Raw genomic sequence first — 25853 nt, forward strand, 5'->3', positions numbered from 1 at the left:
GGGGGTTTCCCCCCCTTTTTATATGTCAACGATCTGTTTGCTCAGCTATTGTGCTTTTCGGCATCACTCTTCATGAGGCTTCTTATCTTGAATGCAAGATAGACGAAAATAACTATGGCTAGAACCACAGTTGCAATCGAACCCCAGAATACTGCATCTCCGTTCATAGCAATCCCCTAACTCTTCTAAGACCCTGTGTGGCTTCCTGTCGCACAGGGTCATGGTGGAAAAAATGCCAGTTCAGTGGATAGTTATCCAGTCTTAGGTCTACTGGCCGCCACCGAACTTGTGTACATAAACAGCCAGCTTCTTGATGTCATCCGCTGACAGTCTTTCACCGAATTTCGGCATAACGGCTTCACGCGATTTCGGCTCGGTCGCATCGTTCACGCCATACTTGATGGTGTGCTTTATACTATCCAATAGGCTTTCACCCTCAGCAGGCGCAAAACGATATATACCATCGGTCAGGTTTGCCGAACCCAGGACAGCCATACCTTTACCGTCCATGCCATGACAAGCAATACAGCCCTTTTGGGTAAAGTTGGGATCTGACATCGGATCACCTGCCTCGATCGCCTTTGACAAGCTATCGATTTCAGTATCGGACAAGATCTTGCCATGTGCCGTCATGATACCTTTTCGACCCATCGTGATGGTCTGTTGAATGTTCTCGATGGTACCGCCATAGAGCCAATCATCGTCAGCGAGAACAGGATAGCCTGGACCGCCCTGACCGCCTCCACCATGACAGGGAGCACAGTTGTCACCATACAGCACCTTGGCTGAGGCGACTGCATATTGGGAAAGACCAGGTGCCACCAAAATCTCCGCTGCTGACATGCCTTTAATCTGCGTCTCGAACTCGGCACGGATCGCTTCCACCTCATCGACACCCTTAATGTACTCATCCATCTGAGTCCAGCCTATGAGACCTTTGTTTGACTCATGGCCTACTGGCCACATGGGGTAGAGAACACCGTAAACGACCCACCAGATCACCGAGGCCCAGAAGGCCAGCATCCACCAACGCGGTGGGGGATTGGTCAACTCCCGGAGGTTGTCGTCCCACACGTGTCCGGTATTGTTTTCACCCGGAAAAGAATTGTTATCCGCCATTTTTCTCTCCGCTATCAATTGCATCATCATCCATCGGGATAAAGCGGTTCTTCTCCAGCTTGTCCCGATTTTTCGGACGTAAGGCGTAGAAATATACGCCTACCATGAGTATGAAGGTGACCACCGTCATGATCAGGCCTACCCAATCACTGGTAGTCATAGCCTCCCAATCAGTTTGAAAATGCTCGATGAAACTACTCACGATAGACCTTGTTCTCGTCAAGCTTTGCCATGGTCCCCAAGACCTGCAGGTATGCCACCATGGCATCCTCTTCAGTCTTGCCCACCAGTTCGCCGTTGGCGCTGGCGATATCTTCATCGGTATATGGGACACCCAGCAATCTCATAACCGAGAACCGCGCCGCCATATCCTTACCCTCGACCAAATTATCTTTCAGCCATGGATAGTTGGGCATAACGGACTCCGGTACAACTGATCGCGGTGCGCGTAGATGCTTGCGTTGCCAGTCATCGGAGTATTTACCGCCGAGTCTGGCGAAGTCAGGACCGGTACGCTTGGATCCCCATTGAAAGGGATGGTCGTACATGGATTCTGATGCCAGAGAGTAGTGGCCGTAACGCTCTTTCTCATCACGGAAAGGACGAACCATCTGTGAGTGGCAGGTATAGCAACCTTCTCTCTGATAGATGTCGCGCCCCGCCAGCTCAAGGGCGGTATAGGGACGCACACCGTCGCCAGGTTTATGGTCATGGAGCGTCTGACCGGGCTGACGTTGCCAGACCAGTTCAGGTGCAGCATTGTGCTCCATGGTGGACTTCATAGTAAATAACGGTACGATCTCGACGATACCGCCCACGGTAAGAGACAAAGCCAGGATAAGCAGAAGCAACCAAACGTTCTTCTCCATCTTCTCCTGGAAGCCTGTTGATTGGTTTTCATTCGCCATTTTGCGAAACCCCCTTAAAATTAAGCAGTTGCCGCAGCGGTACGTGCTTGCTGCAGGCTACCTTCACTGGATGCTTTAGCAACGGTCATCAGGACGTTGATCAGCATCATCAATGCACCAAGCAGGAAGATCGCACCACCCACCGTACGCATGGCGTAGTATGGATGCATGGCTTCAACAGACTCAGCAAAGGTGTAGGCCAGAGTGCCGTACTCATCATAGGCACGCCACATCAAGCCCTGCATGATACCGGATACCCACATCGCGACGATGTAGATGACCGCACCGATGGTGGCAGTCCAGAAATGAGCGTTGATCAGTTTCATGGACCACATTTCGGTGTGGAAGGTACGCATCATCAGATGATAGATGGCGCCGATAGCGACCATGGCCACCCAACCCAGGGCACCTGAATGCACATGACCGACTGTCCAGTCAGTGTAGTGGGAGAGCGCGTTCACTGTCTTCAGAGACATGACCGGTCCTTCGAATGTGGACATGGCGTAGAAGGCCAGGGACATGATCATGAATCGCAGGATGTAGTCCGTACGCAGTTTATCCCAGGCTCCGGAAAGGGTCATCATGCCGTTTACAGCACCACCCCAGGACGGAATGATCATTGCCAGGGAAACCGCGGCACCCAGGGATCCTGCCCAATCAGGAAGCGCGGTGTATTGCAGATGGTGTGAACCCAGCCATACATAACCGAACATCAGCGCCCAAAAGTGGATCACGGAGAGACGGTAGGAATAGACAGGACGACCGGCCTGTTTGGGTACGAAGTAGTACATGATGCCCAAGAAGCCGGCGGTCAGGTAGAAGCCCACCGCATTATGTCCGTACCACCACTGGATCATCGCATCCTGAACACCGGAAAAGGCTGAATAGGATTTGAACAGGTCAACCGGGACAGCCAGGCTGTTGACCACGTGGAGGTAGGTGATCATCACCATCATACCCAGGAAGAACCAGTTGGAGACATAGATGTGCGATGTCTTACGGGTTGCCATGGTCATAATGAAGTTGAATGAATAGACCAGCCAGACCACGGCGATTGCCAGGTCGATCGGCCACTCCAGCTCGGCGTACTCCTTTGCGGTGGTGATGCCGAGAGGTAGGGTGATCACTGCAGAGACAATGATCAGATTCCAGCCCCAAAAAGCGAACCAAGCCAGTTTGTCACTCCATAGCCGGACGCCACAGGTGCGTTGAACGCTGTAGAACGAGGTTGCCATCAGTGCACATCCGCCGAAGGCGAAGATGACGGCATTGGTGTGAAGCGGACGTAGACGCCCGAAAGTGATGTACGGTAAATCGAAGTTTAGAAATGGCCATGCCAGTTCGGCGGCGATGTAAACACCCACCAATGCGCCTACGACAAGGTAGACTACGGCCATGACGGTAAACCAGCGTACAACTGCGAAGTTGTATTTCTGCTCGGCTGCGGCGTCCATGAACCCCCCTCATAAAACTAAATTGAACAAGACTTTAAAATTTGACTTTTCAGAAAAGCCCTACCACTCCAACTATGTCATATGCCACAATTGCAGCGTGACATATATCACTCTTAAATGACTCAGATGTCAATACGAACATTAGAAAAATCTAATGACCCACTAACGAGATAAGGGATTGATGCAAAAAGAAATTTATAGGCTCATCATATAAATTGACATAGATCAACGAAAGTTGAAAAAAACACCATTTTTTGATTAACCGAGTGCGGATGATAGAAGAAACGAGTTGTTTGGCTCTGTCAGCGGAGCAGCCCTGAATGGCAGGATTAAATACAGACAGCCACACTGTCTCTAAAAACCAGCTGAGAATCCGTGCTTTCGAGGATGGGATACTCTAACGGGAAGCAGCAACCTGCTGCAATCCATCCCAACTGAGCAGCGTAAGAGTCTGATTCCGCAGTTGGATCAATCCCTCTTTCTGAAACCTTGTCAGTACCCGGCTAACCGTTTCCCGAGCAAGACCAAGATAACTGGCCATATCACTTCTTGACATGCCCAAATAGAGCCTATCTCCACCCAGACCACGTAACGAGGTACGCAGCGCCAAGGCGAGGATGAAGGCAGCCAGACGCTGATCCGCGTTCTGCCGTATCAATGAGGCGGTCTGGGAGTGATACAATGCGACCTCCCTCCCGAGCATATCGATCAGCGCACGCTGTAAGGCCTCGGTAGAGCGTCCGCTTTCAGTCAGCCGACCAATGTCCAAGACACAGACGGATCCTGCTTCAAGTGCCCGTACCGAATAGGAATAGTGTTGATTCGCCATCCCCTCGATCCCAATCAAATCACCGGGCAGATAGAATCCAACGACCCGTTCCTGCCGATTGAGATCGGGTACCATCGCTTTAAATGATCCCGATTTTACGGCATAGACAGACTTAAACAACTGCCCGACACCGAACAGCATCTCCCCTTTCTTTACCGACTGTCGCCTCAACAGGATACCGGACGGCACACCGCTACCCGGCTCTGCATACTCCAGAACCTGACACATGGGATCGAGGCCACACTCTCTGCATGCCACCTCGAGCTGGCCCTCAAGATTTCGGGTATCAATAAGGCAACAAGACTTTTGCACTGTTCAATTTATGCCGGATTTGAGTTTACGGTCACCCCGTCGCGAGGTTCATCACTTAAAAATCGAATCTACCGAAAAACCGTCCCTCTCTAGGATATCACGCAGGCGCCTGAGGGCATCCATCTGGATCTGTCTGACGCGTTCGCGGGTCACACCGAGTTCGTTCGCCACCTGTTCAAGGGTGGAGTTTTCATAGCCGTGAAGACCAAAACGGCGTTCCACCACCTCTCGCTGTTTGTCGTTGAGTTTACTCAGCCACCGATCGAGATTGGCATTCAGCCCGTCATTCTGGATATCCACCGTCGGATCCATACTCTTTTCATCAGCGATGGTATCGAGTAATGGTTTATCGGCATCCTTGCCGAATGGGGTATCCACGGAGGTTACACGCTCATTCAGCCCCAGCATGCGTTTGACTTCATCGATCGGCCTGTCGAGAAGATCGGCGATCTCCTCTGAACTGGGTTCGTGATCAAGGGTTTGTGCAAGCTTTCTGGCGGCTCGCAGATAGACATTAATCTCTTTCACAACGTGGATCGGAAGGCGGATCGTGCGTGTCTGATTCATGATCGCCCGCTCGATGGTCTGCCGAATCCACCATGTGGCGTAGGTTGAAAATCGGAAACCCCTTTCAGGATCAAACTTCTCCACTGCCCGAATCAACCCCAGGTTACCCTCCTCGATGAGATCAAGGAGTGCAAGCCCGCGATTCATGTAGCGACGAGCTATCTTCACTACCAGTCGGAGGTTGCTTTCGATCATGCGCTGCCTTGCTGGCTGATCGCCTTTTTGAGCCAGCCTGGCGTAGTAGACCTCCTCTTCTGCAGTGAGTAGTTTCGATATCCCTATTTCATTGAGATAGAGCCGGGTGGCATCCATCTGTGCATCGCCCGGTTCAGGTGATTTGATCTTCAAGACATCACTGATATCTTCCTCGGCTTTGTCTTGTACGATCTCTTCACTCTCATCCGCATCATCCGACAGGATGACTTCATCTTCCGCGAGATCATCAATGATCGGACTTTCATCCGAATCATCAGGCTCTACAGGACTTTTACTCATCTCACATCTCCATCAACCAGGACACGCTTGGACCTGAAGCTCATCAGGGTTGTTTTCACAGCCGTGAATCCATTTCGAAGCATGCCCGAATCACCCTTAGCAAGTGTTACAGCCATCTTATTTAGTTATTTACGCGGTAGCAGTGGCAGCGGATTAATAGGCTTCCCCTGCTTCCTGACCTCAAAATGCAGCATCGGCTGACCACCTCTGTTTGGTGATCCCATATGCGCCACTATATCGCCTTTGGCCAGTTTATCACCCTCTTTGACCAGCAATTTACGATTGTATCCATAGGCACTCAAAAACTCCTGATCATGTTTGATAATAACGAGATTCCCATATCCGACCAATCCCCCACCAGCATACACCACCTTTCCGGCCTCGGCCGCCCTGACAGGTTGCCCCATATGACCCTGGATTCGGATCCCTTTACGATTCTGATCCGATTTCGAAAAGGTCTGCACTACTTTACCTTTGGTCGGCCATGTCCAGCTTAACTTAATACGTTTGTTCACAGGTCCCGGTTTTACCGGTTTTGTGACGATCTTGCTCTGCAGCGGCTTTGTTTGGGTTCTGGCGGTCGCCACACTGGAACCCTTATCAGGTAATGGTTTGATACCGGTTGTGTGCTTAGCCTTCGCAGGCGACCGCTCAACCTCTGGCATACGTTTTACCCGCCTTGTGCTTGTCTCGGGTGGCTTCAATCGCAAACGCTGTCCGGGATAGATGGCATAATCCGGCCCTTTAATGCCGTTCCAGGCCGCCAAAGAATTCAGAGACAGATAGTGCCTCCAGGCGATTGAGTAAAGGGTGTCCCCCCCTTGCACCAGGTAGTATGTTCGAGACGTTTTGTGACGAGCCGATGGTGACTGATGCTGCTGTTGAAGCCCTGATTCCACCCGATGCGGTGGGGTTGGTGAACGATTGTAGACAGGCGCACTACCTCTGGACGAACAGGCGGTTATGCTGAAAAGCAGGCTCAGCAACAACATGAGACCGATCGGCCCCAGTAGAAGACATTTGTTTCGGCTTCCGGCAAGCAGCGTTACGATACCTAACCCCCTGACTATTTGAGATAAATTATCAGCACCAAGAAGGCGATCACCAATATCCAGCCGAGACGATCCACATAGCGATGCAGTACCTTCTCCATGCGTGCGCCACCCCAAGCCATCAATGCCGCTACCAGAAAGAAACGTGCCCCCCGCCCAATAATGGAAGCGACAACGAAGGGAAGAAAGGCCATGCCGATAACACCCGCGGTAATGGTAAATATCTTGTAAGGAATGGGCGAGAAACCTGCCAGGAAAATCGCCCAGAATCCCCACTCGCCAAACCACGCCTTGGTATTCAGATAGCCCTCCCAATAACCCAAACTGTGCAACCATGGTTGTACTAAATCGAACGCATACACACCGATAAGGTAACCGAGCATACCCCCAATGACAGAGGCCAGGGTGGTCAGACCGGCAAAGAACCAAGCCTGATTTGGTTGCGCCATGCTCATCGGCGCCAACATGACATCCGGGGGAATGGGAAAGAAAGAGGATTCGGCAAAACTTAAGCCCGCAAGATAGGCAGGGGCATGGGGGTGGCGAGACCACTGCATGGTACGGGCATAGAGCGAGGAGAAGAGAGGCATCAGATCATTCCACCCATCAATGGCACAAAGTTCGCTGACTCCAAATGTTCCTGCTGAAATCCATCACGTGTCCGTGTAACCCTGACCATGACTTGTCCTTTGCTGCTCTGGATCGGTATCACCAAGCGGCCTCCCACTGCCAATTGATCGAGTAGTGATTGCGGCAGTCCCATCGGCGCGGCGGTCACCAATATTGCATCGAAAGGCGCATATTCCGGCAGACCAATGCCCCCATCACTATGCTTGAGACGAATATTGCGTAGGCCAAGTTCCCTGAACCTGAGCCGTGCCTGATCAAGCAGTGCCGCTATCCGCTCGACGCTGTATACCCGGCGCACCAATTGGGCCAGGATGGCGCATTGATAACCGGACCCGGTACCAATCTCCAAGACCATCTCTGGCGACTCACCCTCAAGCAACGCCTCGGTCATGCGTGCGACGGTATAAGGTTGAGAGATGGTCTGGCCATGACCTATGGGTAGGGCCGTCTCTTCATAAGCGCGACTGGCCAGTGCCTCGTCGACAAAGATGTGCCGTGGGGTATTCCGCATCGCCTCCAGCACAGCCTGATGCCGAATCCCCTTTTTGCGCAGTCGATCGATCAAACGCTGCCTTGTACGTTGGGAGGTCATGCCGATCCCTTGATGTTCAGGCCGCATGATCACCGCTCAAGCCACTCGCTGACTGTCTGCAACGCACTGTGACGGGTAAGATCGATCTGCAGTGGCGTCACAGAGACATACCCCTGTCTCACTGTATAAAAATCGGTGCCTGGTCCGGCGTCCTGCTCTGCACCCGCGGGCCCGACCCAATAGATGGTGTTGCCCCTGGGATCGCTGGTCTTGACCACTGGTTCGGCCTTATGTCTGTGGCCAAGCCGTGTGGAGCGTACCCCCAGCAATCGATCATAGGGAATATCAGGAACATTGACATTGAGGATCACATTTTCCGACAACGGAAAACGCACCATCCGGCCGATTAACTCCTCTGCAACACGAGCCGCAGTATCGAAATGTTGAGGTTCGTGGGAATTCATGGAGATGGCAATTGCCGGAAAACCCAAAAAGCGACCCTCGGTAGCTGCCGCCACCGTTCCGGAATAGAGTACATCGTCTCCCATATTCGGACCCGCATTGATACCTGAGACGACCAGATCCGGTTCTTCTTCAAGAAGTCCTGTAATAGCCAGATGGACACAATCGGTCGGTGTACCATCCACCCTGATGAAGCCGTTTTCCATGGTACGGGCACGTAGCGGGTTGACCAGGGTCAGAGAGTTGCTGGCACCACTGCGATCCTGATCCGGGGCCACCACCACGATATCACCTACCGCCGATAGTTGCCCGGCCAGTATCCGCAGCCCAGGGGCCTGATAACCATCGTCGTTGCTAAGGAGGATTTTCATACCGGGCACAATATACTGGAAAGTCTCAACCTTCTCATCTCTCCTTTGCACTCACCGATTGAGATTCCCTTCTGCAGCCCATACCATGGTCACAAAGACCCGTTGAGTTGATGGGATATGAGTGACGAAGAGAAAAAAGCCGACGACAATATGCTGTTTTTCGAGGCATTTGGCGATATAAAGCAGATACAACAACAGCGGATCGAGCCCTATCGCCGCAAACTGCCCCCCAGGCCGCTGAATCTCCCTGTCGGTGATGAAGATGAAACCGAGCGGGACCTGTATGCCGATCAAGAGGTCGAGACAGGCGAGGTACTCGATTTTGCAAGGCCCGGGGTGCAACAGCGTGTCATGCATGATCTGCGGAGAGGTTATCTGGAGATTGGCGCTGAGCTGGACCTGCACGGATTGACTGTGCGCTACGCACGGGATGATCTGAATCGGTTTCTCAAGGCCTGTCAGGAAAGGGATATCCGTTGCGTGCGTATCATCCACGGCAAGGGTTATCGTTCAGAGGGAAAACAGCCAATACTCAAGCAAAAACTCAACCTCTGGCTGAGACAGCGGGATGATGTGCTCGCTTTTACCTCAGCCACCCGCAAGGAGGGAGGTACCGGGGCAGCTTATGTCCTGCTGCGTAATCCAAAGAAGGGCAAACGATAATATTTGCATGAATCGTTGAAATTAAACCTATACCCAGTAAAATGGTTGGTTATTGAATCCGCAGTACAAGCACCATCGGTTCCGATGGCATCGCCCCAAAACGACTTGACTGCCCCTGGTCTCGGTATTTAAGCCTGGAGACATATGTAAGGAGAGCTGTATTGGCAATCAGAATCAAAAGTCAGTGGCACGATGAAGACACCTCGCGTTCGGCGGAAGAGATGGGAGGGGCAATCGCCTTCATCGCCTGGCGCCTCGCACTGGACAAGGCCATCACGCTGCATGGCAAAAATTTTGTGTATGAAAACGACGAACAGCGACTCGCCGTGATTGCTGAATATTTGTGTTATGAAGCTCAAGTCAGCGACCGCTTGATCCATGGCATGGTCGACAATGAGAAGCGGGTGGCGATTATCACTGCACTGGTGATGAAAATGGCAGAACACTTTCAAGACAATGCCTCTGACCTGCTTGGTCCGGGCGACCATGGTGACAGATTCATTGAACGCTACAATCAGCGTTCAGGCGAATACGCCGAGTTCAATTTCGATCAGCAAGGTCCCAGTTACCCCTTCTTACGCCATCTCGGTTTTGAGATCCAGCAAGTCATGGGCAGCGAGGAGCATGAAAACCGCTGGGTCATCGATCAGGTGATGGATGTGGATGCCCCTGAAATCTACAAACAGCTGGCACGCGCGGTCAGAAATCTCTTCGATTAGGAGATCCGTATGCGTCCAATCCAGTTAATCACGATCCTTGAACAGGAGTTCATCAGTACCCGCGCCGGTCACCATACACCGGTCATGCTCTGGGGTCCCCCCGGTGTCGGCAAATCCGACATGGTGCGTGAAGTTGCAATGAACCACCAGGCGCCGGTAATCGATATCCGGTTATCGCAAATGGAACCCAGTGATCTGAGAGGCATACCGTTCAGAGTCAACGGGAGTGTGGAGTGGGCAGTCCCCTCAATCCTGCCGAATCGCAAACGCCATGGGGCAGCGGGAATACTATTCCTCGATGAGATCACCTCGGCGCCGCCGACGGTCTCTGCCGCAGCCTACCAGCTGATTCTCGATCGCCGCCTGGGTGAGTACCAGGTGCCTGACGGATGGGCCATTTTTGCAGCAGGCAATCGTCAGGGAGACCGCGGTGTCACCTACAGCATGCCAGCACCCTTGGCCAACCGCTTCTCCCACTTTGAAGTGGAGACCAACCTGGATGACTGGGTCACCTGGGCCTATCGCAATGATATCGATGAACGGATTATCGCATTCTTGCGCTTTCGGCCGGAACTGCTTTTTGACTTCGACCCCGCGCACAACCCTGTCGCCTTCCCTTCACCCCGTTCGTGGGAATTCGCCCATCGCGCCCTGCAAAAGTTTGATAAACATCCGCAACTCTTGCAGGGTGCCTTGCAGGCCTGTGTCGGACCCGCCGCAGGGGTGGAGTTGAACGCCTTCGTCAACAGTCTCGACAAGATGCCCGATCTGGATGCCATTATCGCTGGTGATGATGTACCGGTACCCGATGAAATTGACCTGCAGTACGCCATAGCCGCCGCCCTGGTGGGACGCGCCATACGCGCCCATGATGCGGGGGATGGAACTGTCACGCATGGCCGGATCCTGGAGTATGCACGCCAGTTTCCACAACGGGAGATGGGGGTCATGCTGGTCTCCGATATGCATCGCGCCATCGGTGAGGCTATTTTTTCGGTACCTCAATTCAGCGACTGGGCCCAGGCAGTGTCGGATGTGATGCTTTATGAATCTTAGGAATCCGCAAATGATTTAACAATATCACGATCTAAACAATGCGTAGGGTGCGGCTTGCCGCACCGAATACCCGGCAATATCAGTGAATGGTGCGGCAAGCCGCACCCTAGGTAAATACTGACCTGTAGGCGTAACCGGGCAGGCGGATGGAAATATACAACATGGACTTTAAGCAAACACATTTGCGTTCATATGCGGACTTTAAAATCAAATGGACAAGCAGCAGATCGAGACCAAACTGGCGGCGGCCCGCACCAAGCTGATACTGGATAAGCCCTTTCTCGGCGCATTGGTGATGCGGCTCCCTATGCAGGAGGCCAACCCGGACTGGTGCCCTGCCACAGCCACCGATGCAAAACAGTTCTATTACAACCCTGAATTCATCGATCAGCTGAGTCTGGATGAGACTCAGTTCATGCTGGCACACGAGGCCCTGCACTGCGCCCTTTCGCATTTCGCCCGACGTCAGCATCGCAACAAACTACACTGGGATATGGCGTGTGATTACGCCATCAATCCGTTACTTATCGAGGACAGCCTCAAACCTCCACCCGGATCCCTGTTCCTGCCCCAGTTCGAGGGTATGACCGCCGAGGAGATCTACCCACTGCTGGATGAGAAGGATGATGAAGAACCCCTGGATAATCACGTCTACGATCAGGACAACACCAAGGGCTCAGGTGCTGGTAAGACCGAGAAGGATATCTCCAATAAGAACGACCAGACCGAAACCGAGAATGAAGGGGATGAAAGCGGGAATCAACAAAGCGGTGACGGTTCAGCCGCCAATCAACCACCCCCCCTCACGCCCGATGAGGCGGAGACACTGAATATTCAGTGGCAGCAGCGCCTCGCGGGCGCAGCCCAGCAAGCCATGCAGGTGGGTAAGCTGGACGGAGCCATGGCACGCATGGTGGATCACCTGCTGCAACCCCAACTGCCCTGGCGGTTGCTGCTTGCCCGTTATATGACCGCAATCGCCAGGGACGATTTCAGCTATATGCGCCCCTCCCGCCGGGAAGGCGAGCATATTCTACCCAGCCTTCGCAGTAATCAGGTCGAACTGGTGGTCGCACTGGATAGCAGCGGTTCGATACAGGACCATGAGATGGGCGAGTTTCTTTCTGAAATCAATGCCTTGAAGGGACAGATGCGAGCCCGCGTTACGCTCCTCGCCTGTGACTCGGCAATCGCTGAGGATGCACCCTGGATCTATGAGGCCTGGGAGGATTTCCAGCTTCCAACCAAGATCACCGGAGGCGGCGGCACCAGCTTCGAACCGATTTTTGAGTGGATCTCAGCACAAGGCATGCAACCCGATCTGCTCGTCTACTTCACGGACGCAGAAGGCGCCTTTCCCACGCAGGCACCCCACTATCCGGTAATCTGGCTGGTGAAAGGAAAACGAACCCCACCCTGGGGACAGCGCATCCAGCTCAATTGAACTGGTGTAGTGCTTTTTCACGCATAACCGCCCGGGCCGGGCAACTACCTTTTCCCGGGCCTGGGTCACATTGGCTTCTTCAGGGTAAAGGCACCGCGCAGGTCACCCACCTTATAACCCCGCGCCTTGTCGGATGGATAGAGTTCATCCAGTTTGGCCGCCACGGGTTCAGCAATCGTCTCGCCATGACATTTGGTACAGACCTCAGCGGTGGGGATTGCCTTCATCATACGAAAAACCTCACGCCCCCCCTCTTCTACGATCTCGGCTTTGATCAATTTCATCGGATCCTCACCGGCGGATTTCCGTGTCTCGAACTCCTTCAATACAGCCTCTTCCCAGGCATCCGGTGCATTTTTCTGATTGCGCAGCTTCAGGCTGGTCCTGCCGACTTCCCAGCCGCTCATTTGAGAGTGACCTGCGGCCAGACTTGGGGCGACTATATTGCAAGAGGCAATGGTATCCACAGGTCCACTCTGTTTCATTCCCTTTTCCAATTCACCTTTCAGATCGCCGAAAAAGGCCTTAATTACACCCTTGCCCTCCTCCATGCTGGTTTGCAGGGATTGATCCGCCTGCACGTTGCCTGAAATCAATAGGGCTGTCGCAATGGCTAATGCGCTTTTAGTCATCAATGAATCTCCAACATATTGCCAATTCAACCGAAATGTTCGTATCCGGTTGTAAATAGCGGCTAAGATTTAATAAAAATGATCCCGTCACAGTAAGGATGCCATGGCAATCGGACAAACATGGATTGAATATCCTTCCTGCAAGGAGCATTCTTCACTCACACCCCGGCACCCCGTATATACCCTTCCGTCGCGGCGCCAATAATAGATATTACAGACCATTAGTAGATAGACTGGGAGCATAGCCGATTATTCCACCTTGGGTAAGTCATTTGAAGATCTGACATACCGATAGCAGCAGACAGCAGCAGAAAATGTCCTTGGCGATCAACAACAATTTGTGATAACTAAGCGGTATGGCCCCTTTACGGATCACACCGGCAGCAATTAGGAACTAACCGTCCTCACAGGGGATCAGTTAAAGGCATGATGACAAGTGTGCTGAAGAAACCGTTCATTCTCATCCTCCTCGCCAGCCTGGCTGCCATATCCAGTGCCCGTTCGCAGGAGGTTGAAACGATCCAGTTGCCAGAACTCGGGTCTCCGTCGGATCAATATTTGACACCCAGTGATGAAGCCCGTCTCGGAAGGGAGTTCATGCGCAGTGTGCGTAAAACGGGGAAAGTGCTGGATGATCCTCTGATAACTGAGTACATCCAGCAGTTGGGTGACAATTTACTCAAGCAGAGTGAGGCAGTTGGACAGAAATTCACTTTCTTCGTCATCGAAAAACCTGAAATCAACGCGTTTGCCGGCCCGGGTGGCTATATCGGCATCTACAGCGGCTTGATTCTGGCGACTCAGAGTGAGAGTGAATTGGCGTCTGTCATCGCCCATGAAATCGCCCATGTCACGCAGAAGCATCTGCTACGCGCCTTCGATGCCGCCAACCGTATGAGCGGCAAGACCGCAGCCCTTTTACTGGCCTCAATTCTTGTCGGCGTCGCCGGTTCTCCCGATGCCGGTCTTGCCATGGCAACAGGTGTCCAGGCCGGCGCCATTCAAGAACAAATAAACTTTACCCGCAGTAATGAAGAGGAGGCGGATACCGTCGGCATCCAGATCCTGGCAAAGTCCGATTTTGATCCCCGTGCCATGCCAATTTTCTTTGAGCGCCTGACCCACGCAAGCCGACTCTATGAATCCGGCATACCCGAAATACTTCGAACCCATCCGGTCACCAGCAATCGCATAGCCGATGCGCTGGGTCGGGCAGAAAAGTACAGCTACCGCCATTTCCCTGGCAATTTAAGCTATCACCTGACTCGTGAGGCTTTACGCGTCAGACAGTTCAAAGATCCAGGCAAGGCGGTCGAGCACTTCATCTCCGGTCTCAAAGAGGGACGTCATCTCAATCAGGAGGCCCATGAATACGGGTATGCACTTGCCCTCTCGAGTGATCGGAAATTTCAAAAGGCTGAAAAGATTATCGAGGATCTATTGCGAGAGAATCCTAGCCAGATTGAGTACATCCTGGCTGGCGCAAATATAGCGGGTAAAAGTGGTAATCATGAAAAAGGACTCAAGATCCTTGATACCTATTACAGCCTGATGCCGGAGAACTACCCGCTCGCAATTGCTTATATTCAAGCACTCACGACGGCTAAAAAACTGGGTAAAGCACGCGAAATCACTCAACAATCAATCACTTTGCGTAACAATGAACCCAGACTCTATCGCCTGCTCAGTAAAATCGAGGAACTGGACGACAACCAAGCGGAATCACACCGCATACTGGCTGAGGCGTTTGTTGCAGATGGCGAGCTGGCGGCGGCTGTCCAGCAACTGGAGATAGCCTTAAACAGCGCGAATAAATCGGATTTCTACCTTACATCACGCATTGAGTCCCGACTCAACAAGTTACGTGATCTACAAAAGGCACAGAATAAATCAGATAACAATAAAAAATGACTGCGTGCTACCGGCATCCGATTCCCAGCCATCTATTCAGGTAAACCCCAATCAACCACGCATAAAACCCAACTCCAGTATGCAGATGACATGCCTTGAAAACCACAAATCACTAATATTTAGACATTTTTTACTTGATATCGTCGTTTGTTTAGGTATTCTTACGAGCTACCTGTTTAGGGTATGATGTGTATCGGCAAACCCAGCATCTAAAGAACAACTATTGAATCGGTCTTGCCGTACAGTGAATTGCAATATGGATGTGTGAGTGCAGGCTGTCGCAACTTTTTTTGTTTTAATTGTTCTAAAGCGTTTGATGTCGCATGAAACATCGGATCGAGCACGTCGTGATTGCCTGGAGCAGCAAGGCGTTGTATATATCCGGTAGCCAACTCTCAATGGCTTTGTCTGACACACGCATACAAGCAATGATGACGGCAGATAATGTGCACTCAACCCGGTGGTCATGGTGCAGCGGCTCATTTGTTGATGGGTGGATGGCATGGCGATGATTAGAATAACCGGGAAATGAAATTGACCAACCAAATCAGTTTCAAAAAATAAACTGTTAATCACTAAAATTTCTCAGTCTGGAGAGAATGAATGAGCACTGAAATCAAACGCAGGATCTTCCTCAAAAGATCGCTTGCAGCAGGCACGGTAGGTGTTGCTGCTGCCGCAGGTTTACTGGCACCTCAGCGGGTACTTGCGGCCTGGAACAAAGAAGCATTTGAAGCTAAAGAACTGCCTGCAGCATTGAATGCACTGTTGGGTAGCTCTGATATGGCAGATTCTGCCGACATTACCGTAAAGGCACCTGACATCGCTGAGAACGGCGCAGTGGTTCCCATCACTGTGGAGACCGGCATGGAAGGTGTGGAGTCGATCTCCATTATCGCTTCGAATAACCCGGTACCATTGGTTGCGAACTTCGTAATGGGTACAGGCGCTACCGGTTTTGTATCCACCCGCATCAAGATGGGTAAGACCGGAGACGTTCTCGGCGTGGTTAAGGCCGGCGGCAAACTCCACAGCGCCAAAAAAGAAGTTAAAGTCACCATCGGTGGTTGTGGCGGTTAACCCCTCTCGGGTCGATCCCAGCTACTCAGTATACGAGGAATAGAACATGGCTAAATCGATAAAGATCCGCGCCAAAGAGAAAGGCGGTGTAACCACCGTAAAAGCCCTGATGACCCATCCAATGGAGACAGGTGCACGCAAGGATAAAAAGACCGGTAAAAAGATACCTGCCCACTTCATCCAAGAAGTTGTCTGTAAACATAAGGGCAATACCGTAATGACCGCTGAATGGAGCGGTGGCGTTTCCAAGAACCCCTACATTTCGTTTAAATTCTCCGGCGGTGCCAAAGGCGACGAAATCGAGCTATCCTGGAGCGATAACCAAGGCGGCAGCGACAGTCTGTCAAGCGCCATTAAATAAGCATCATCGGCAAAAACCGTTGAGCGGTTGTCCACATCCGTTGTGGTAGCAACCTAAATAGAAAAAAGGACGCCTCAGTGCGTCCTTTTTTCTTATTTTTGTGATAGTGGTACAACCTACATTTTGTCTATTCCTTTTTTTTATTTGCGGCATCCTCTTCCAACAACTTGGCCCACTCATCTTCCAATGATCCCGCTTCGGTTTCGTTTATATCAGGCATAGTCTCTTCTGCGCCGGGGATTTCTATATCAATCTTCTCCAGATCATCGACCATGGATTCACCGGTTTCACTCTGTGTATCCGTATGCATCGAGTCTTCAATCATCTCATCGGCGATCTCCATCACCTCGTCGATGATCTCTGAAACCTCCTCATCCGCCTCTACGGCATCCTCATCCAAACTGGCTTTTTCTGTTGCATCGGTCGCTTCGGAAACCTGACCCTCCGAATCGGCATTCTCCTCAAGATAGGAGGAGTGCTCCAACTCTTCAGCACTCAAATCCGGAATATCCGGGCCGCTTGCAAGGTCTGAGACCATATCATCCACTGGCGCATCATCCATCATGGATTCGGCTATCGAAGGTTCCACCGATTCCTGCTCGACATCCTCCTGTATGGTCTCTGCCGCACCAACATCAACACGTTCACTATCTTCCGTCGCCTCAGTAGATGGAGGTGCTGCTGCTTGACCGGCATCAGCGCCACCCGCGAACATGGTTGAGTACTCATTCAACATCCTACCCATGGTATCCATGGTCACGCGCAGCTCTTCAGACAATCGCTCGTTTTCTTCTTTAAGCTTGGTGATCTCTTCATTACTATCCGACGTCTGGGTTAAACTGGTCGCCGGCGCAGACACCTCGAGTCCCTGATAACCAAGCACAAGGTTTTCCACATCCACATCGATCTGTTGCAGATGCACCTGATCATCCTTCAGAAAGCCGTTTATGACGTTTTGATAGAGCAACATTTCTGTCTGCATCATATTGTGCAGGGTTTGTTGCAATTCGGCCTCTTTATACTGATAGCGATCCTGCAATAGTACTTTCAAACGCTGTTCGCGTTTTGCTTTGTCGGTTTTCACCCGCTCAGCCAAATGGGCTGCGGCTCTTCGTATCCGGCCTTTCCGCAACAGCGTGAACAAGACCAATATGCCACTCAAAACCACCAAACCGATGAGTACTTCAGCGACAATCAGCGCGACCAGGGAACTGACTTCAATCATTGTCCTCTCCCTTGTCATCACTGAGCTTTGTCGCGTCCGCGTCATCGACCAGACTGACTATGTTGCGCTGGTTGCGTCTGTGTATCCACCAATACGCGCCGCCACCGCCGATGATCAGTAGCAGATTAATAATGCCAAACCAGATTAACGCGGTACCCCATCCTCCCTCTTCTTCAGCTTCGGGCTCAGGCTCAGGCTCAGGCTCAGGCTCAGGCTCAGGCTCAGGCTCAGGCTCAGGCTCGGGCTCAGGCTCGGGCTTGGGCTCAGGCTCTGGCACAGGCTCAGAAACAGGTTTGGGTTGCGCAGGCGGCGGGGGTTCCGGTTTGGCAACAACTACCGGTTCCGGTTGTTTCATACCCTCGACTTCCATCGGTGTGTCGAAATAGCTGATCGACTCCCCTGAGAGGGCCGTCGCATTTGCCTTGATTGCTATCCGGCGCGGACCTGTGAAGCTCATGAGATCGATCTCGCCACTCCCCCCCTGACCGCCTGGAGAGATATTCAATGGCAGACGGAATTGTTCACCCTCGGAATTCTCCATCCAGGCATCGATATGAAGCGATGCAGAATCGATCAATTCCACATCGGGTATAATCCTCACATCAAGCACACGGCCATCACTCCGTGGTGAGGCTTCCAGATTGACTGGCGGTACGACTTCATAAGTCATCCTTTTCTCTCGAACGAAGGTAGGGCCGCTTGCGTTCAGCACCAACTCCCCCACACCACTGCCGACTGACTCACCGCCAAAAGAGAGTGTGAACAGGCCATCATTGGCATGCTTGTCCGGTACCTGACCATTATCCAACATGGGTCTCGCTTCGGAGATTGAGGTATCGTCCAGCTGCGTGCCGGAGACATTGACCACCTCCAGAAATTCCCGTTTTCGAATCAACTTGCCGTGATCACTGAAATTTACGATCACAGGTAGTGAGGCACCCTGTATCAACCTGTTGGGTAATTCGGTCGTCTGCATTTTCAGGTCAGTGACAATCATCACCCGGTTGTCGGGATCGACCTCTGCACGGATCTTCCACTCGCCCGCCTGAGGATCGGATATAGTCAGCATGTCGTACCCCTGGTCCCGATGCCAACTGACTGACGCGGGTGCATTATCGGCCCTGAACGCCTTGCCGTCGGGCGGCACCACCTCGGTTTCCTGTGCTCCAGGCTTGTGAAACACCAACAGGGTTGCTTCGGTAATCGACTCATCCACCTTAAATTTATTATCCTGCAAGGGTACGGCATCCGGTTTTCCGACCTTCTCGAATATTCTGAGAAACACCTTTTGCAACTGCTCGGCCGTTTCGACCTGCTCATACCAGCCCCCCGTCTCGGCAGCCAAATTCTTCATCAGCACGTGATCGGCATTCTTTGACAGCGCAATGGTATGGACCGTGGCGTTCAGATCGGCCAATCGAGGCAGGATACGCTCCAGGATGCGTCTTTTTGAAGCGGCATTTTTTGTCCTGTCCCTGGAGATATCCACCATTCCATCGGTAAGCAGTATCACACTACGGCGGTAGGGACCGGGTGCACCACTCCAATCTTCAGTTGAGCGTTTCAGTGCATCCTCAATATTGGTGAACTGACCTGGCGATCCGATCGACTCCGAGCTCTTGCGCGCCCGCTTTTTCCATGCTTTATCGACCTGTCCCAGAGGAATTTGCATATTGACATACTGACCAAAGGTCCAGACACCCGCCCGGGTTTCGGAGGATAAAAGACCGACCAGAAGGCGTAACGCGGGACGTCTCAGGTTCTTTGGATCATTCTGTTTCATGCTGCCGGAGACGTCGATAAGAATCCGCACATCCGCCTGCTCTTCCATTGCCTGTAGTTGGCCATACCAGAACGGCATCCACAGTAGTGCGATTAAAACCCAGGCCTTTCCTTTTTTCATTTCGAAGTCATCCCAGCCTTGTATCAAGCGTCAATATTCAGACATATAGTCAAATCCCCTTATTCGCTTATCGGCTGGAGTGGGTAGCTCTTTAATTCCCAATCAGAATATTCGACCCGGTGGTACAGGCAGAATCTCAACGGCTTCTGCGGTAGGGCGACTGCTTGCCGTCCAGTTGTATTTGGAAGCGTTTATAGGACCACTGGTATTGGGAGGGCAATTCACGGATGATCGATTCGATACCCTGGTTCAACGCGCTCGCTGCCACCACCGGATCAGCTTCCCTGATTCTCTCATCCGCTGGCAGATAGTGAATGTGGTAGCCAGCACCGGCAGAAAGCCGCTCGGCATAGGCGAAAATCACTTTTGCGCCTGTCTTTCTGACTAATCGATTGGTCAGCAGCATGGTCAATGCCGGCACCCCAAAGAAAGGAGCAAACACAGCCCCTTTATCAGACCTGGGCTGTTGATCAGGCAGGATACAAGTAACGCCACCCCCCAGCAGTGTCTGATAAATCTGTTTTACACCCGAGGTGTCTGTCGGCACCAGTTTCGCCCCGCTACGCTCCCTGGCCTGCCTGACTAAAGTTTCGTAGGCGCGGTTTCTGGGGGGACGATAGAGAGAAGTCACCTGTTCATGAGTCGGCAGCTCAAGTCCGATAATCTCCCAGCAACCCAGGTGTGGAAGAAGAACTACCAAACCCTGCCCTTCCTCTCTCACGAGCTGCTCTGAACCGCTGACCTGTTTGATCATACCCAATACACGCTCAGTGGGCGTGAACCAAATTGCAGCCATTTCCATCAGTGTGGCGCCCATTTGTCTGATTGAGCGATCGCGCAGCTGACCCAACTCCCTATCGGACTTTTCGGGAAAACAGAGACGAAGATTGACCTCCGTTGAGCGTTTTTCCCGGTTCGGCAACCAGATATAAAAACGACCCAGGAGATGGCCGATTCGGTGCAGCCAGTTCAACGGCAGATAACCGGAAACTCGCCAGATCGGATATAGAGGGTGCTTTGACATGATGGAGGATTGTACACAAAAGTGTTAACCAGCCTGAATATCTAAATTCTACATATCGAAAACTTATGGCTACTCACCGGAGCGAATCCCATCAGTGATCATGGGAAAATATGATTATCCGCAAACAAACCCCAAATCAATTGATGTCGTGGTATGCGTTTAACAAGTCAATTGCAAATTTATACAGAAACCCTTAAAAAACATCCTTGCCGGGAGGGTTTGTGTTTCTTCAATCATGGTGATAATTTTTTCATAGGATATTGACATGCAAGTACAGCCCGTCCTTAATCATGATTTTTACCCATCCGTTTTGGCAAAGTGCTATTGATATTCGGAAATTCATATGGCTAAAGCGGATTGCTTTCATAGCCAAACCATCTACCATGTAGTGATATGAATAATGAGTGAACCGATAGGATATTACTGATGAGTGATTCTCGACTCCACAATCTCACACCACAACAAGCATGGCAGATGATGCAAGACGATCCGCGTACCGTTCTAGTGGACATCAGGTCCAGCATGGAGTTTCTCTTTGTGGGACATCCTAAAGGGGCTGTTCATGTACCCTGGATTGACGAACCGGAGTGGACGGTAAACCCCCACTTTGTCACCGATATAAGAAAACTCCTGCTAGGCGGCAGTATCTGTACCATTGACGAGGGTTGTGCACCCGTGATCCTCATCTGCCGCAGCGGCAAACGCTCCCTTGAAGCGGGCAAGGTGCTGCTCGAAGGAGGATTTATGCGTGTGTTTCATATCGATGAGGGATTTGAAGGTGATCTGGATGACGATCATCACCGCAGCACTCTGGGTGGTTGGCGATACCATGATTTACCCTGGGAACAGTGTTGAGTATCTTACATCCGCTTGATTACGGGGTACTTTGTTCAGCAGTGCAAGATTGCTTCATAGACATAGTCAGCTAAAATGCCAACCTATGTAGTCTCCTGCACTAGGGCCTGTTAACACTAATCCTTTATACCGACGCCACGGGACAGCAATACCAGGCTGTACCCCGTCAATAGGACGATGAATCCCAGAATAATAATCATTGCCAACGATACATCGATATCCGTAACGCCAAGGATACCGAATCTAAATGTATTGACCATGTAGAGCACTGGATTGGCCAGTGATACCTGCTGCCATATTTCCGGAAGCAGCTCTATAGAGTAGAACACACCACCAAGATAGGTCAGTGGCGTCAAGACAAAGGTCGGCACGATAGATATATCGTCAAAACTCTTCGCATAAACCGCATTGATAAAGCCAGCCAGGGCAAACAGGATGGATGTAAGAACAAAAACCAATAGCGTCAAACCGTAACTGTTGATTGCCAGATCCGTAAACAACAGCGATATGATCGTAACCAGGATACCCACCATAGTGCCACGCGCCACACCACCAACCACGTATCCGCCCAACACCACCCAGTGGGGTACGGGAGCAATCAACAACTCTTCAATGTAGTGCTGTAACTTTGTACCAAAAAATGATGAGACGACATTGGCATAAGAGTTCTGTATCACCGACATCAGGATAAGGCCAGGGACGATAAAATCGATATAGCGATAACCGTCCATCTCACCAATCCGCTCACCGATCAGCTTGCCAAAGATGATAAAGTAGAGGGTGGTGGTTATGGCAGGTGGCAGCAGTGTCTGTACCCAGATTCGCATAAAGCGCAGCACTTCCTTGGTCACAATCGTCTGAAATGCGATTCGGTAGACTCGCCAGGGGTTCATACGGTGTCGTATCCCATATTGTTTGATGTTTTCAGAGGCCCGATACTGCCACCGGTCACACCTGCTGTTGCTTGGAGCGGTCGACCAGGTCGACGAACATCTGTTCCAAACGGTTCTGTTTGTTGCGCATACTGACAACCTCGATACCCTGCTGCGTGAGCTGCCCGAACAACTGGTTCATGCTCTGTTCACGTATCACCTCCACCTCCAGGGTTTCACTATCAATCAAAGTTGCGCGATAGCCCGGCAGATCGGGCAGCCTGTCGATGGGTGATGCGAGATTGAGCAGAAAAACCTCGATATGCAATTGACTCAGTAATCTCGACATACTGGTCTGTTCGACGATTCGTCCGTGATCGATAATAGCAATATTGCGGCACAGGCTCTCTGCCTCCTCCAGGTAGTGGGTCGTCAAAATAATGGTTGTCCCCTGCTGGTTGATATCACGCATAAAACGCCACATCGAACGACGAATTTCGATATCAACACCGGCTGTCGGCTCATCCAAGATCAACAGTCTCGGCTTGTGCACCAAGGCCCTGGCGATCATCAATCGGCGTTTCATCCCTCCTGAGAGCCATCGAGACTGGGTGTTACGCTTTTCCCATAGACCCAATCTTTCCAATGACGCCTCGGCTCTCTGGTATGCCAACTTGCGTGGAATCCCGTAATACCCCGCCTGATTGACCAGGATCTCCACCACCGGCTCCCACATATTGAAATTGAATTCCTGGGGTACCAGGCCGATCAGATACTTGGCCCGATCCTTCTCCTTATCCAGATCATGGCCATAGATCACGACTTCACCGGCACTTTTGTTTATCAGGGAGGCGATGATACTGATAGCGGTGGACTTACCGGCACCGTTCGGCCCCAACAGAGCAAAAAAATCTCCCTCATCAACCTTGAGATCGATTCCCTTGAGGGCCTCGAACCCATTGCGGTAGGTCTTGTGAAGTTTATTTATAACAAGGGCAGACACAGTCTTTTTTATCAGGCGCCATCAGAGACTAGTCAAGACGATTCTGTACATCCATCCACAATGCCTGGTAGGCACTGGCCGCAAAACAGTTGGGGGAGAACGCCTGTACAGGCATTCGATGAATTCCCATCCTCTCCACGTCGCTGGCATAGGGGATTTGTGCCTTCAGCAGTTCACCTTGAGCATCCGGGAAGTTCTCCATAATATCCAGATGCATCCGCTTACGCCGGTCCACCATGGAAAAGAACGGCATTAACTTCAATCCGGTGATACGGTGACCTTGTAAAAAATCGAGGAGCTGATCGTAAGTGCGCATTGAGAGCGTGGTCGGTATCAACGGTAACAGCAGTCCCTCTGCGGCGCGGAAAATATTCTCCGAAACAAGAGAAATACTCGGCGGACAGTCAAGAAAGACGTAGTCATAGGTCTTCGAAAGCGGGCGTATCAGCTTCAATAACTGCTTGGTGGGTTTCTTCGCGTCCTCCAGTCGCAGATCCATATTGCGATAGGAGAAATCCGCAGGCAGCATATCGAGATTGTCGAAATCTGTCGCCTTGACCACATCGTCCAGATCGAGCTTGCCCTTAACAAGCCTTTTACCGCCCTTAACCTTCGGTTGTATACGAAAATAGAAGGTTGCGGCCGCCTGGGGGTCCAAGTCCCAAATCAGTGTACGGTAACCCTGCCTTGCGGCAAGGTAGGAGAGATTGACGGCTGTCGCTGTTTTTCCGACTCCACCCTTAATGTTATAGACCCCGATGATATGCATCATCTCACTCCAAACAACTGTTGAAAGGCGTTTCGATTCGATTCGCTGCTGAAATCGGTAAAGAGATCAACAAAGGCCGCCCTCGCCCGCTCCTGTCTCTCCAACAGCTTGCCCACCAGTATGCCCATCGCCATCAGTGCACTCGCCGGCGCACCCTCTTCCAACATCTGTTCTCCGAACTTCTCTAATGAGTTGGCCTGTACCTCCAGATCCTGAAACTCGCCCAGATTGTCGAGTATCACCTTCAGTGCCTTGATCAACTCACGGATTGCAGGTTTGGGGTAGAGACTCTGAAAGAACTCCATTAAGTAACGCAGCTTTTTACAATCCTTACGGAGTTCGTGAAGCAATTCTGCGGGCGAATCGTCCCCTATGTTCAAACCATCTTTGAGTACCCGTTTGTAGAGTTTTCCAATCCGTTTGTCCGCGAGGTTTGCCGTAGGACGCATCGCATTGGGTGTCTGATCACTCTCCCCTCCCGGGGACTGCAGCCAACTGCGCCAGGCTTTCAGATTCTTTCTGAAATGGGGGGAGTTGATTTTCTTCACCAGCCCGGCCTGTGCCAGTTTATGGTGCTGCTGCAGGAAAGCATGAAAAGGATCAAGATCCTTTTGAATCGTCTTTGGCAGGGAGGCGCGATAGTCCGGATAGTGCAGCAGATAGACATCCAGATCCCTCGTCTCGCCGGTAATTTGTCCGATCCAGCCGAAGGCCTGTTTGAAAGGCTCCAGCTGCTGCGGATCAAATACTCCTTTTATCTGGCTCATGGCAGAACGGGTACGTCGAGTGGCAACCCTCAAATCGTGCAGAAACTCACTGTCCAGATCTGCCCTGGTGCCATCGATATTGGCTTCCAGGGTATTCAGCAGGCTGAGCATGATCAGTCGAGCCGTCACATGGGCGGGCGCATCGGGATCGAGTCTGAAATTGAGCTTGGAGCTGTAATCACCCGCTTTTCGTCCGACACCCAGCAGCGCATCCTCATACAGACTCTGTTCCGATGGCCGGAGTTTGAGTGACGCGAATTGTTGCTTGAGCTTGAGAAAGTCAGTCTCATAGCCCTTCAACGGCTGCAGCACGATCCGGCCATCCAAATCACCCTTCATTTTGCCCTTGACCGCACTGAACTGATTCTTCAGCAAAATAACCCTGACAACCGTCTTCTCTTCAGCATCCAAAATGCGTAATGTGTATCGTTGTTGATTGATTTTCACCATCGGCAACAATACACGCATCTCCAACACCGGCACCAGGCATTCCCGGACAGGACCCTGAGGAATATCCTGTACAAATCCGGGAGGCGATTCGATGGATTGGCAGGCAGTTTGTTGATGACTTTTCCGGTTCACCCAACACAGCCTGTTCATTTCCCCCTGTTCTTGGAGCAACTCACCGCCTGCCTGCCAGACACGCCAATCAAAACTATCAAAATAGATCTGTTTCACCTTGACCGGGGAATCTACAGATAAACGATAGGTTTCAGAGAGAATTTTCTGAAGCCCATCCAGATCGAGCTCATCAGGTAGCATATAGGTAAGTGGGTGTTGTGCCATGGGACAACCTCAGATTTAATAAACCAAGAGAGTAACTGACCCGGCTGGATGT

26 protein-coding genes are annotated in these 25853 nt (G+C 51.6%); 8 read left to right on the plus strand and 18 right to left on the minus strand.

Going from position 1 to position 25853, the window contains the following annotated elements; all coding sequences use genetic code 11:
* Positions 1-267: 267 nt before the first annotated feature.
* From ccoP to surE, 10 genes are all read right to left on the minus strand, one after another.
* Positions 268-1119, minus strand: a complete 852-nt coding sequence (gene ccoP / locus CODIS_RS11835) for a cytochrome-c oxidase, cbb3-type subunit III (RefSeq protein WP_069125178.1) — start codon at positions 1117-1119, stop codon at positions 268-270.
* Positions 1109-1279 (minus strand): cbb3-type cytochrome c oxidase subunit 3, encoded by a 171-nt coding sequence (locus CODIS_RS11840; RefSeq protein WP_305782111.1) that lies wholly within the window; start codon positions 1277-1279, stop codon positions 1109-1111. The genes ccoP and CODIS_RS11840 overlap by 11 nt, the downstream gene beginning before the upstream one ends.
* 34 nt (positions 1280-1313) lie before the next feature.
* Entirely contained in the window at positions 1314-2027 is a 714-nt protein-coding gene (ccoO, locus tag CODIS_RS11845; protein WP_069125187.1) for a cytochrome-c oxidase, cbb3-type subunit II, read from the minus strand.
* A gap of 20 nt (positions 2028-2047) precedes the next feature.
* On the minus strand, positions 2048-3481 hold the full coding sequence (gene ccoN, locus CODIS_RS11850; protein WP_069125191.1) for a cytochrome-c oxidase, cbb3-type subunit I: 1434 nt from the start codon (positions 3479-3481) through the stop codon (positions 2048-2050).
* Positions 3482-3878: 397 nt separating this feature from the next.
* Positions 3879-4568: a Crp/Fnr family transcriptional regulator gene (locus tag CODIS_RS11855; protein WP_154723107.1), complete on the minus strand. Its 690-nt coding sequence runs from the start codon at positions 4566-4568 to the stop codon at positions 3879-3881.
* A gap of 105 nt (positions 4569-4673) precedes the next feature.
* Positions 4674-5684 carry an RNA polymerase sigma factor RpoS gene (gene rpoS, locus CODIS_RS11860; protein WP_069125199.1) on the minus strand — a complete coding sequence of 337 codons (1011 nt, stop codon included), beginning with the start codon at positions 5682-5684 and terminating at the stop codon, positions 4674-4676.
* Positions 5685-5809: 125 nt separating this feature from the next.
* Entirely contained in the window at positions 5810-6676 is an 867-nt protein-coding gene (locus CODIS_RS11865; RefSeq protein ID WP_083220724.1) for a peptidoglycan DD-metalloendopeptidase family protein, read from the minus strand.
* Positions 6677-6750: 74 nt separating this feature from the next.
* Positions 6751-7326 carry a YqaA family protein gene (locus CODIS_RS11870; protein WP_069125204.1) on the minus strand — a complete coding sequence of 192 codons (576 nt, stop codon included), beginning with the start codon at positions 7324-7326 and terminating at the stop codon, positions 6751-6753.
* Positions 7326-7985: a protein-L-isoaspartate(D-aspartate) O-methyltransferase gene (locus CODIS_RS11875; RefSeq protein WP_069125207.1), complete on the minus strand. Its 660-nt coding sequence runs from the start codon at positions 7983-7985 to the stop codon at positions 7326-7328. The genes CODIS_RS11870 and CODIS_RS11875 overlap by 1 nt, the downstream gene beginning before the upstream one ends.
* 2 nt (positions 7986-7987) lie before the next feature.
* Entirely contained in the window at positions 7988-8731 is a 744-nt protein-coding gene (gene surE / locus CODIS_RS11880) for a 5'/3'-nucleotidase SurE (protein WP_069125210.1), read from the minus strand.
* A 117-nt stretch (positions 8732-8848) separates the two neighbouring features.
* On the opposite strand from surE, the gene CODIS_RS11885 reads away from it, so the two are divergent.
* The 4 genes from CODIS_RS11885 (at position 8849) to CODIS_RS11900 (ending at position 12613) form a co-directional block, all read left to right on the plus strand.
* Positions 8849-9394 (plus strand): Smr/MutS family protein, encoded by a 546-nt coding sequence (locus CODIS_RS11885; protein ID WP_069125213.1) that lies wholly within the window; start codon positions 8849-8851, stop codon positions 9392-9394.
* A 161-nt stretch (positions 9395-9555) separates the two neighbouring features.
* Positions 9556-10113 (plus strand): hypothetical protein, encoded by a 558-nt coding sequence (locus tag CODIS_RS11890; RefSeq protein WP_069125216.1) that lies wholly within the window; start codon positions 9556-9558, stop codon positions 10111-10113.
* A gap of 9 nt (positions 10114-10122) precedes the next feature.
* Positions 10123-11169, plus strand: coding sequence for an AAA family ATPase (locus CODIS_RS11895; protein WP_069125219.1), 1047 nt, complete (start codon positions 10123-10125; stop codon positions 11167-11169).
* A 211-nt stretch (positions 11170-11380) separates the two neighbouring features.
* Complete coding sequence (locus CODIS_RS11900) at positions 11381-12613, plus strand: vWA domain-containing protein (protein WP_069125222.1); 1233 nt, start codon at positions 11381-11383, stop codon at positions 12611-12613.
* Between the two features lie 65 nt (positions 12614-12678).
* Here CODIS_RS11900 and CODIS_RS11905 read toward each other — a convergent pair whose 3' ends face one another.
* Positions 12679-13245 (minus strand): Tll0287-like domain-containing protein, encoded by a 567-nt coding sequence (locus tag CODIS_RS11905; RefSeq protein ID WP_069125225.1) that lies wholly within the window; start codon positions 13243-13245, stop codon positions 12679-12681.
* 426 nt (positions 13246-13671) lie between these two features.
* Here CODIS_RS11905 and CODIS_RS11910 point away from each other — a divergent pair, with 426 nt between their 5' ends.
* The 3 genes from CODIS_RS11910 to soxZ all read left to right on the plus strand — a co-directional run bounded on the left by CODIS_RS11910 (position 13672) and on the right by soxZ (position 16597).
* A complete protein-coding gene (locus CODIS_RS11910; protein ID WP_069125228.1) occupies positions 13672-15156 on the plus strand; it encodes a M48 family metalloprotease in 1485 nt (494 codons plus the stop codon).
* Positions 15157-15759: 603 nt separating this feature from the next.
* Positions 15760-16236, plus strand: a complete 477-nt coding sequence (soxY, locus tag CODIS_RS11915; RefSeq protein ID WP_201259030.1) for a thiosulfate oxidation carrier protein SoxY — start codon at positions 15760-15762, stop codon at positions 16234-16236.
* 46 nt (positions 16237-16282) lie between these two features.
* Complete coding sequence (soxZ, locus tag CODIS_RS11920) at positions 16283-16597, plus strand: thiosulfate oxidation carrier complex protein SoxZ (RefSeq protein ID WP_069125231.1); 315 nt, start codon at positions 16283-16285, stop codon at positions 16595-16597.
* Between the two features lie 127 nt (positions 16598-16724).
* On the opposite strand, the gene CODIS_RS11925 is transcribed toward soxZ, so the two are convergent.
* The 3 genes from CODIS_RS11925 to CODIS_RS11935 form a co-directional block, all read right to left on the minus strand.
* Positions 16725-17822: a midas domain-containing protein gene (locus CODIS_RS11925; RefSeq protein ID WP_069125234.1), complete on the minus strand. Its 1098-nt coding sequence runs from the start codon at positions 17820-17822 to the stop codon at positions 16725-16727.
* The gene (locus CODIS_RS11930; RefSeq protein WP_069125237.1) at positions 17815-19725 is read right to left on the minus strand and encodes a vWA domain-containing protein; all 1911 of its coding nucleotides are present in this window, start codon (positions 19723-19725) and stop codon (positions 17815-17817) included. The genes CODIS_RS11925 and CODIS_RS11930 overlap by 8 nt, the downstream gene beginning before the upstream one ends.
* Positions 19726-19861: 136 nt before the next feature.
* Positions 19862-20749: a lysophospholipid acyltransferase family protein gene (locus CODIS_RS11935; protein WP_069125240.1), complete on the minus strand. Its 888-nt coding sequence runs from the start codon at positions 20747-20749 to the stop codon at positions 19862-19864.
* Positions 20750-21175: 426 nt separating this feature from the next.
* Between CODIS_RS11935 and CODIS_RS11940 the strand changes: the two genes are divergently transcribed.
* Positions 21176-21604 (plus strand): rhodanese-like domain-containing protein, encoded by a 429-nt coding sequence (locus CODIS_RS11940; protein ID WP_069125241.1) that lies wholly within the window; start codon positions 21176-21178, stop codon positions 21602-21604.
* Between the two features lie 116 nt (positions 21605-21720).
* Here CODIS_RS11940 and CODIS_RS11945 read toward each other — a convergent pair whose 3' ends face one another.
* From CODIS_RS11945 to CODIS_RS11960, 4 genes are read right to left on the minus strand one after another with little or no spacing between them, the layout of a single operon-like run.
* Positions 21721-22497: an ABC transporter permease gene (locus CODIS_RS11945; RefSeq protein WP_069125242.1), complete on the minus strand. Its 777-nt coding sequence runs from the start codon at positions 22495-22497 to the stop codon at positions 21721-21723.
* 55 nt (positions 22498-22552) lie between these two features.
* Entirely contained in the window at positions 22553-23479 is a 927-nt protein-coding gene (locus CODIS_RS11950) for an ABC transporter ATP-binding protein (protein WP_069125245.1), read from the minus strand.
* 28 nt (positions 23480-23507) lie between these two features.
* The gene (locus tag CODIS_RS11955) at positions 23508-24251 is read right to left on the minus strand and encodes a ParA family protein (RefSeq protein WP_305782112.1); all 744 of its coding nucleotides are present in this window, start codon (positions 24249-24251) and stop codon (positions 23508-23510) included.
* Positions 24248-25801 carry a CHAD domain-containing protein gene (locus CODIS_RS11960; RefSeq protein ID WP_069125252.1) on the minus strand — a complete coding sequence of 518 codons (1554 nt, stop codon included), beginning with the start codon at positions 25799-25801 and terminating at the stop codon, positions 24248-24250. Before CODIS_RS11960 ends, CODIS_RS11955 begins: the two co-directional genes overlap by 4 nt.
* Between the last annotated feature and the right edge of the window lie 52 nt (positions 25802-25853).

The sequence above is a fragment of the Candidatus Thiodiazotropha endolucinida genome (assembly GCF_001715975.1).
Lineage (GTDB): Bacteria > Pseudomonadota > Gammaproteobacteria > Chromatiales > Chromatiaceae > Thiodiazotropha > Thiodiazotropha endolucinida.

Bases quoted from the DNA above. Each gene is read 5' to 3' on its own strand.
- ccoP (WP_069125178.1), bottom strand. From the start codon at position 1,119: ATGGCGGATAACAATTCTTTTCCGGGTGAAAACAATACCGGACACGTG.
- CODIS_RS11840 (WP_305782111.1), bottom strand. From the start codon at position 1,279: ATGACTACCAGTGATTGGGTAGGCCTGATCATGACGGTGGTCACCTTC.
- ccoO (WP_069125187.1), bottom strand. From the start codon at position 2,027: ATGGCGAATGAAAACCAATCAACAGGCTTCCAGGAGAAGATGGAGAAG.
- ccoN (WP_069125191.1), bottom strand. From the start codon at position 3,481: ATGGACGCCGCAGCCGAGCAGAAATACAACTTCGCAGTTGTACGCTGG.
- rpoS (WP_069125199.1), bottom strand. From the start codon at position 5,684: ATGAGTAAAAGTCCTGTAGAGCCTGATGATTCGGATGAAAGTCCGATC.
- CODIS_RS11865 (WP_083220724.1), bottom strand. From the start codon at position 6,676: ATGTTGTTGCTGAGCCTGCTTTTCAGCATAACCGCCTGTTCGTCCAGA.
- CODIS_RS11870 (WP_069125204.1), bottom strand. From the start codon at position 7,326: ATGCCTCTCTTCTCCTCGCTCTATGCCCGTACCATGCAGTGGTCTCGC.
- CODIS_RS11875 (WP_069125207.1), bottom strand. From the start codon at position 7,985: ATGCGGCCTGAACATCAAGGGATCGGCATGACCTCCCAACGTACAAGG.
- surE (WP_069125210.1), bottom strand. From the start codon at position 8,731: ATGAAAATCCTCCTTAGCAACGACGATGGTTATCAGGCCCCTGGGCTG.
- CODIS_RS11885 (WP_069125213.1), top strand. From the start codon at position 8,849: ATGAGTGACGAAGAGAAAAAAGCCGACGACAATATGCTGTTTTTCGAG.
- CODIS_RS11895 (WP_069125219.1), top strand. From the start codon at position 10,123: ATGCGTCCAATCCAGTTAATCACGATCCTTGAACAGGAGTTCATCAGT.
- CODIS_RS11900 (WP_069125222.1), top strand. From the start codon at position 11,381: ATGGACAAGCAGCAGATCGAGACCAAACTGGCGGCGGCCCGCACCAAG.
- CODIS_RS11905 (WP_069125225.1), bottom strand. From the start codon at position 13,245: ATGACTAAAAGCGCATTAGCCATTGCGACAGCCCTATTGATTTCAGGC.
- CODIS_RS11910 (WP_069125228.1), top strand. From the start codon at position 13,672: ATGATGACAAGTGTGCTGAAGAAACCGTTCATTCTCATCCTCCTCGCC.
- soxY (WP_201259030.1), top strand. From the start codon at position 15,760: ATGAGCACTGAAATCAAACGCAGGATCTTCCTCAAAAGATCGCTTGCA.
- soxZ (WP_069125231.1), top strand. From the start codon at position 16,283: ATGGCTAAATCGATAAAGATCCGCGCCAAAGAGAAAGGCGGTGTAACC.
- CODIS_RS11925 (WP_069125234.1), bottom strand. From the start codon at position 17,822: ATGATTGAAGTCAGTTCCCTGGTCGCGCTGATTGTCGCTGAAGTACTC.
- CODIS_RS11930 (WP_069125237.1), bottom strand. From the start codon at position 19,725: ATGAAAAAAGGAAAGGCCTGGGTTTTAATCGCACTACTGTGGATGCCG.
- CODIS_RS11935 (WP_069125240.1), bottom strand. From the start codon at position 20,749: ATGTCAAAGCACCCTCTATATCCGATCTGGCGAGTTTCCGGTTATCTG.
- CODIS_RS11940 (WP_069125241.1), top strand. From the start codon at position 21,176: ATGAGTGATTCTCGACTCCACAATCTCACACCACAACAAGCATGGCAG.
- CODIS_RS11945 (WP_069125242.1), bottom strand. From the start codon at position 22,497: ATGAACCCCTGGCGAGTCTACCGAATCGCATTTCAGACGATTGTGACC.
- CODIS_RS11955 (WP_305782112.1), bottom strand. From the start codon at position 24,251: ATGATGCATATCATCGGGGTCTATAACATTAAGGGTGGAGTCGGAAAA.
- CODIS_RS11960 (WP_069125252.1), bottom strand. From the start codon at position 25,801: ATGGCACAACACCCACTTACCTATATGCTACCTGATGAGCTCGATCTG.